Raw genomic sequence first — 6,522 nt, 5'->3', positions numbered from 1 at the left:
TCGTTCCGATTGGGTGAAGTCACTTCAAGACTGCCACTGCGAACCCGACTGTGATTCTCGTTTTTAATGACAAGGTAGGCTTGCTGGCGAGCAACCCAGCAGGCGAGAGGCAATTATAAAGGGAGGTTGGCCCCTTGGTCGATGTTAATAAATTTGAAAGTATGAAGATCGGTTTAGCATCCCCTGATAAAATTCGTTCCTGGTCTTACGGTGAAGTGAAGAAACCAGAAACAATCAACTATCGGACGCTAAAACCTGAAAAAGACGGTCTTTTCTGTGAACGTATCTTTGGTCCCTCCAAGGACTGGGAATGTTCATGTGGGAAGTACAAACGGATTCGCTATGCGGGTGTCGTTTGTGACCGTTGTGGGGTAGAAGTTACCCGTTCTAAAGTTCGTCGGGAACGGATGGGCCATATTGAATTGGCAACACCCGTTACCCATATTTGGTATTTCAAAGGCATTCCTAGCCGGATGGGCCTCTTATTAGACATGAGCCCACGTGCCCTCGAAGAAGTAATTTACTTTGCTTCTTATGTGGTGACAGATGCCGGGGATACCCCTCTTGAATACAAGCAACTCTTATCAGAGAAAGAATTCCGTGAATACAAGGCGGAATACGGCAATCGTTTCCAAGCTGGTATGGGGGCAGAGTCTATTAAGACCCTCCTAGGCCAAGTTAACTTGGAGAAGGAATGCGCGGAATTGAAGGAAGTCCTAACCAGTGCACGCGGTCAAAAACGAACCCGGGCAATCCGTCGTTTGGATATCCTAGAAGCCTTCCGTAAGTCCGGTAATAATCCAGAGTGGATGGTTATGGATGTTATTCCAGTTATTCCACCAGAACTCCGCCCAATGGTCCAACTCGATGGGGGTCGTTTTGCGACATCTGACTTGAACGACCTTTACCGTCGGGTGATCAACCGGAATAACCGTTTGAAGCGCTTGTTAGACTTAAATGCGCCAAACATCATTGTTCAAAATGAAAAACGGATGCTCCAAGAAGCTGTCGATGCCTTGGTTGACAATGGCCGCCGTGGCCGTCCTGTTACAGGGGCCGGGAACCGTCCATTGAAGTCCCTATCCCATATGTTAAAAGGGAAACAAGGCCGCTTCCGTCAAAACTTGCTCGGTAAGCGTGTCGACTACTCTGGTCGTTCCGTTATCGCCATCGGTCCATCACTCAAGATGTACCAATGTGGTCTGCCTAAGGAAATGGCCTTGGAACTCTTCAAGCCTTTCTTAATGCGCGAATTAGTGGGCCGTGAAATTGCTGCTAACGTGAAGCATGCTAAGCGGATGATTGAGCACCAAGACGATAAGGTTTGGGATGTTCTTGAAGAAATTATCAAGGAACACCCTGTTCTCCTTAACCGGGCACCTACCCTTCACCGTTTGGGGATCCAGGCCTTTGAACCTGTCCTCGTTGAAGGGAAAGCCATCCGTCTCCACCCGCTAGCTTGTGAAGCTTATAATGCCGACTTTGATGGGGACCAAATGGCGGTCCACCTACCACTCGGCGAAGAAGCCCAAGCGGAAGCACGGATCTTGATGTTAGCTGCTACCCACATCTTGAACCCTAAAGATGGCCAGCCAGTTGTTACCCCATCTCAGGATATGGTTCTAGGGAACTACTACCTGACTATGGAAAGCGCAGGGGCTATCGGTGAAGGGATGGCCGTTTCTTCAGTTGATGAAGCGATGACAGCTTATAAGAGTGGCAATGTGGAATTGCACACCCGGGTAGTCATTGATACCGATTCCTTACCAGGCAAGAACTGGACGGAAGACCAAAAAGGTAAGCTTATCCGGACAACGATCGGGAAACTTTTCTTCAACCAAATTATTCCAGATGGCTTCAACTACTTGAACGAACCAACCCAAGAAAACTTGAATGATAGCTTGCCAGACAAGTACTTCTTAGAAGCTGGTGCTGACGTAGAAGAAGCTATCCAACGCGCAGAATTAGTCCCTCCATTCAAGAAGGGTTACTTAGAAAGCATCATCGCTCGCGTCTTCAAGCAATTCAAGGTAACGGAAACCCAAATGATGCTTGACCGCTTGAAGGATCTCGGTTTCGAATTCTCAACCAAGTCAGGGATCACGGTAGGTATCTCAGACATTACCGTTTTGGATACGAAGAATGAACTGGTAGATGAAGGCCACAAACGCGTGGATAACATCACCAAGCAATACCGTCGCGGTTTAATTACTGATGATGAACGCTATGAACAAGTCATTAGCACTTGGAACAAGGTCAAAGATGAAATTGAAAACCGCCTGAAGAACTCCCTATCGGCAGAAAACCCATTCTTCATCATGATGGACTCTGGGGCCCGGGGTAATATCTCTAACTTTACCCAGTTGGCCGGGATGCGGGGTCTGATGGCTGGTCCTAACGGTAAGATTATCGAATTGCCTGTAACCTCCAACTTCCGGGAAGGTTTATCGGTTCAAGAGATGTTTATCTCCACGCACGGTGCTCGTAAAGGGATGACCGATACGGCGCTGAAGACAGCCGACTCTGGTTACTTGACCCGTCGTCTGGTTGACGTGGCCCAAGATGTGATCATCAAGGAAAGCAATTGCCACACTGACCGTGGTTTGCGGGTTTCAGCTATCCGTGAAGGTAATGAAATGATTGAAAGCTTGGAAGAACGTCTGACAGGCCGCTACCTTCAAAAAGAAGTCCGCCATCCTGAAACAGGCGAAGTCCTTGCTCATCATGACCAATTGATTTCAGAAGAAGTAGCTAAGAAGATTGTAGAAGCTGGCGTTGAAGAAGTGACCATCCGCTCTGTCTTTACCTGCAACACGCCATACGGTGTCTGCAAGCACTGCTACGGCTCTGACTTGGCAACGAATGGTGAAGTTGAAGTCGGTGAAGCGGTCGGAACCATCGCTGCCCAATCGATCGGGGAGCCTGGTACCCAGTTGACCATGCGGACCTTCCACACGGGCGGGGTTGCCGGTGACGATATCACCCAAGGTCTCCCTCGTGTTCAAGAAATTGTGGAAGCACGCCATCCGAAAGGGCGCGCTGTGATTACAGAAGTCACAGGTGTTGTTACCGACATTAACCAAAACGAAGCAACCCGTGAAAAGACGGTTAACGTCAAAGGGGTTACAGATGAACGGGAATACGTTGTGCCTTATACAGCCCGTATGCTCGTTGAAGTAGGCGACACCATCAAACGTGGGGACCGTTTGACTGAAGGGTCAATCGATCCGAAAGAATTGCTCCACATCACGGATGCACTCACTGTTCAAACTTACATGTTAAGTGAAATTCAGCGGGTTTACCGGATGCAAGGGGTAGACATCAACGACAAGCACGTGGAAGTGATGCTCCGTCAAATGCTCCGTAAAGTACGTGTCCTCGATCCAGGGGCAACTGACCTCTTACCAGGTAAGTTGATGGACCTCGAAGACTTCAGCAAGGAAAATGCGGAAGCTATTAAGACGGGATCTATTCCAGCGACTGCCCAACCTGTCCTTCTTGGGATTACCAAGGCGGCTCTGGAAACCAATAGCTTCTTATCAGCTGCTTCCTTCCAGGAAACCACCAAGGTCCTTACCGATGCGTCGATTCGCGGCAAGCGGGATAACCTGCTCGGCCTGAAAGAGAATGTTATTATCGGTAAGATCATCCCAGCAGGTACAGGGATGGCCCGCTACCGTTACATGGAACCTAAGAAATTAGGCGAAGTGCCAACAACGGAAGAATATGTGACCAATGAAGATGGGGAACAAGTGATTGTTGAACACCCTGTTGAGCCTGAAAACTATGTGGGACACCCATAGAACATGTCGTTTAAAAAATTGAAAATTAATCAAATTTTATAGAGAGTGTGACAAAAGTCGATTAGGTCTGACTTTTGGAACACGTAGAGGCTGGAGCTTGTCTTCCAGCCTTTTTTCTATGGGAAAAGTAGAAGGATAACCACAGCCAGGCTGATGAAGGGGACGAAGGGAAGGGGGTGGTGCTTGGCTTGGTGGCTGAGGAAGAAATATGCCAGGGCTAGGGCTGAGCTGAGGAAGATGATTTCCAGACTGGCGGATAGGCCGTATGCTAGGCAGAGGCTGGTGAAGAGCTTAATATCCGCTCCGCCAAGACCTTCCTTGATGATCTGGTTGAGGGCGTAGAGGGCCAGACAAAGGGCCAGGGCCTGGAGCCAGCGCTCTAATTGCCAGGTCTCTTCGCGTGCTAGGCAGGCTAGGAAGAGGAGGATCTGGAAGCGGTTAGGGACGACCAGGGCAGTGAGGTCTGTGGCTGTCATAAGAGTTAGGATAGCGAGAATAACCAGATCGCTGTAAGCCTCTTGAGAGATCAGGTAGAAGGCCGTACAAGCGAAGAGAAGCTCAATGAGAGGGTAGTAGAGAGGGACAGGGGCTCGGCAGACTTGGCACCTGCCCCGGCAGAGCAGATAGCCGAGGATGGGGCAGAGGGTCCAATAAGGGAGTCTGGTCTGGCAATGGTCGCACTGGGACCGTCCCCAAATAATGGCACCGGAGTGGATGGTGCGGTAGGCCCAGAGCATGAGAAAGGATGCTAGGCAGGCTAAGGCAAAGAATAAATAGATTTGACTGAGTATGAACATGATGTATAACCTCCTTACTCATATATAAACGAAAAAAGGCAAAATTCACGTCGGATTTATTATTTTTATTTGGCCGAATCTTTCGTTATAATGGAGAAAATACCCAGAAAGGTTGATGGCTATGCTAACGTTGACGGATATCTCTTATGCTAGGGATGGCCGGCAGATCCTAGACAAGATTAATCTCCAAGTCCAAGCGGGAGAGTCTCTGTCTATTAATGGCCCCTCAGGCAGTGGCAAATCGACCATCCTGAAGATTATCGCCCAATTGCTTAGACAAGATAGCGGTCAAGTCACTTACCAGGGCAAAGCAGCCCAAAGCTATGACTATCAAAGCTACCGCCAAGACGTTTCTTATTGTGTCCAAAATCCCGTCCTCTTTGGCAAAAGCGTCCAGGATAACTTTGATTTTGTCGCCGAGGTCCATCAGAAGGCCCTGGACCAGGACCGCTTAACAATGCTTAAAGCGGCTCTAGGCTTAGCTGACCTGACCGATGACCAAGGGGTGGAGACCCTGTCAGGCGGCGAACGCCAGCGTCTGGCCTTGATCCGCCACCTGGTCTTCCCACCCAAGATCCTCTTATTGGATGAGGTTGTCTCTTCTTTGGATGAAGCTTCTGCCCAGGCTGTCTGGCAGCTTATTTTGACCGAAGCTGACCGCTGGGACATGGCCCTGCTTTGGGTTTCCCACCGGCCAGAAGACCAAGACATGGCCGACCGTTCCCTCTACTTAGTGGATGGTCACTTGCAGGAAGGAGGAAGTAAGTCATGACCCATGAACTCGTCATTAGTCCCACTTCTCTAGCTCTATCCTTCGTCCTCGTCTTGGTAGCGCTAGCGATTTCTTATAAGGAGAAGCTGGTCCTCAACAAAGATATGTTGGTTGCAGTTGTGCGTATGATTGTCCAATTAGTTGTGGTTGGCTACATCCTGACCTATGTCTTCCAGATCGATAGCTTCTGGGTGACCCTGGTAGCGATGGGGATCATGATCTTTAATTCAGCCTGGAACGCCAAGAAGCGTGCCCAAGGTCTAAGCAATGCCTTTAAGATTTCCCTAATAGCGATCTTTTCAGGGATTGGACTATCGGTGCTAATTTTGGTCCTATCTGGCACCCTGCAATTTGTGCCCCAGCAGATGATCCCGATTACCGGCATGCTGGCGGGTAACGGCATGAAGATTGTTGGGCTATGCTTTAATAATATGCACACTCTCTTCGATGCCCGCCGCCAGGAAGTCTTTGAGAAGCTGGCTCTCGGCGCCTCGACCAAGCAGGCCTCCTGGTCGATCATCCATGATACCATCAAGGGGGCTCTCCAACCGACCATCGATGGGATGCGGACCCTGGGTTTGGTCACCTTACCGGGCATGATGACCGGGATGATGATGGCTGGGTCCATGCCTCTTCAGGCGATCATGTACCAGATTATGGTTTACTTCATGATTTTGTCCTGCGGGGCAGTGGCCAGTATCCTCTGTACTTATTTGGCCTATCCCCACTACTTCACGGAATTCGGCCAATTGAAGGAAAAATTTTAGAAAAATCAAAAAAAGCTCTTGCCTAAAGCCAAAGAACTGTGCTATACTTATCAAGTCGTCACGAGGGAACAGTTCTTTGGAATGAGAGCTTAAAAATCTCAAAAAAGCTATTGACGAAAGTCAAAACTTGTGATATTATATAATAGTTGTTACAAAACAACTTACCGACATGGAGGATTAGCTCAGCTGGGAGAGCGTCTGCCTTACAAGCAGGATGTCGGGGGTTCGAACCCCTCATCCTCCATAACTTTGATTCGTTAGCTCAGTCGGTAGAGCATCTGACTTTTAATCAGAGGGTCGGGAGTTCGAGCCTCCCACGGATCATAACAAATTCGAATATGAATTTGATGCCGGCTTAGCTCAGTTGGTAGAGCATCTGATTT

At 49.0% G+C, this 6,522-nt stretch carries 4 protein-coding genes and 2 tRNA genes; 5 read left to right on the top strand and 1 reads right to left on the bottom strand.

The annotated features are described in order from the left end of the window. Positions 1 to 134 precede the first annotated feature (134 nt). Positions 135 to 3,803 carry a DNA-directed RNA polymerase subunit beta' gene (gene rpoC / locus HMPREF3090_RS07540; RefSeq protein WP_067974108.1) on the top strand — a complete coding sequence of 1,223 codons (3,669 nt, stop codon included), beginning with the start codon at positions 135 to 137 and terminating at the stop codon, positions 3,801 to 3,803. Positions 3,804 to 3,919: 116 nt separating this feature from the next. On the opposite strand, the gene HMPREF3090_RS07535 is transcribed toward rpoC, so the two are convergent. Beyond that, on the bottom strand, positions 3,920 to 4,600 hold the full coding sequence (locus tag HMPREF3090_RS07535) for a prepilin peptidase (protein ID WP_067974111.1): 681 nt from the start codon (positions 4,598 to 4,600) through the stop codon (positions 3,920 to 3,922). 115 nt (positions 4,601 to 4,715) lie between these two features. Between HMPREF3090_RS07535 and HMPREF3090_RS07530 the strand changes: the two genes are divergently transcribed. The 4 genes from HMPREF3090_RS07530 to HMPREF3090_RS07515 all read left to right on the top strand — a co-directional run bounded on the left by HMPREF3090_RS07530 (position 4,716) and on the right by HMPREF3090_RS07515 (position 6,463). After that, positions 4,716 to 5,372 (top strand): ABC transporter ATP-binding protein, encoded by a 657-nt coding sequence (locus tag HMPREF3090_RS07530; protein WP_067974114.1) that lies wholly within the window; start codon positions 4,716 to 4,718, stop codon positions 5,370 to 5,372. Continuing rightward, positions 5,369 to 6,139 carry an ABC transporter permease gene (fetB, locus tag HMPREF3090_RS07525; RefSeq protein ID WP_067974117.1) on the top strand — a complete coding sequence of 257 codons (771 nt, stop codon included), beginning with the start codon at positions 5,369 to 5,371 and terminating at the stop codon, positions 6,137 to 6,139. Before HMPREF3090_RS07530 ends, fetB begins: the two co-directional genes overlap by 4 nt. 171 nt (positions 6,140 to 6,310) lie before the next feature. After that, positions 6,311 to 6,383: transfer RNA gene (locus HMPREF3090_RS07520), tRNA-Val, on the top strand. A gap of 7 nt (positions 6,384 to 6,390) precedes the next feature. Then, a tRNA-Lys gene (locus HMPREF3090_RS07515) sits at positions 6,391 to 6,463 on the top strand. Positions 6,464 to 6,522 lie beyond the last annotated feature (59 nt).

Origin of the sequence: Aerococcus sp. HMSC23C02 (assembly GCF_001806805.1) — a bacterium.
In the GTDB taxonomy this organism is placed as follows: Bacteria; Bacillota; Bacilli; order Lactobacillales; family Aerococcaceae; genus Aerococcus; species Aerococcus sanguinicola.
The sequence above is the reverse complement of the archived record's forward strand: the minus strand, read 5'-3'. Positions and strand labels throughout refer to the sequence as shown.

Excerpts from the sequence above, each read along its gene's own strand:
- HMPREF3090_RS07535 (WP_067974111.1), bottom strand. The coding sequence starts at position 4,600 with ATGTTCATACTCAGTCAAATCTATTTATTCTTTGCCTTAGCCTGCCTA.
- HMPREF3090_RS07530 (WP_067974114.1), top strand. The coding sequence starts at position 4,716 with ATGGCTATGCTAACGTTGACGGATATCTCTTATGCTAGGGATGGCCGG.
- fetB (WP_067974117.1), top strand. The coding sequence starts at position 5,369 with ATGACCCATGAACTCGTCATTAGTCCCACTTCTCTAGCTCTATCCTTC.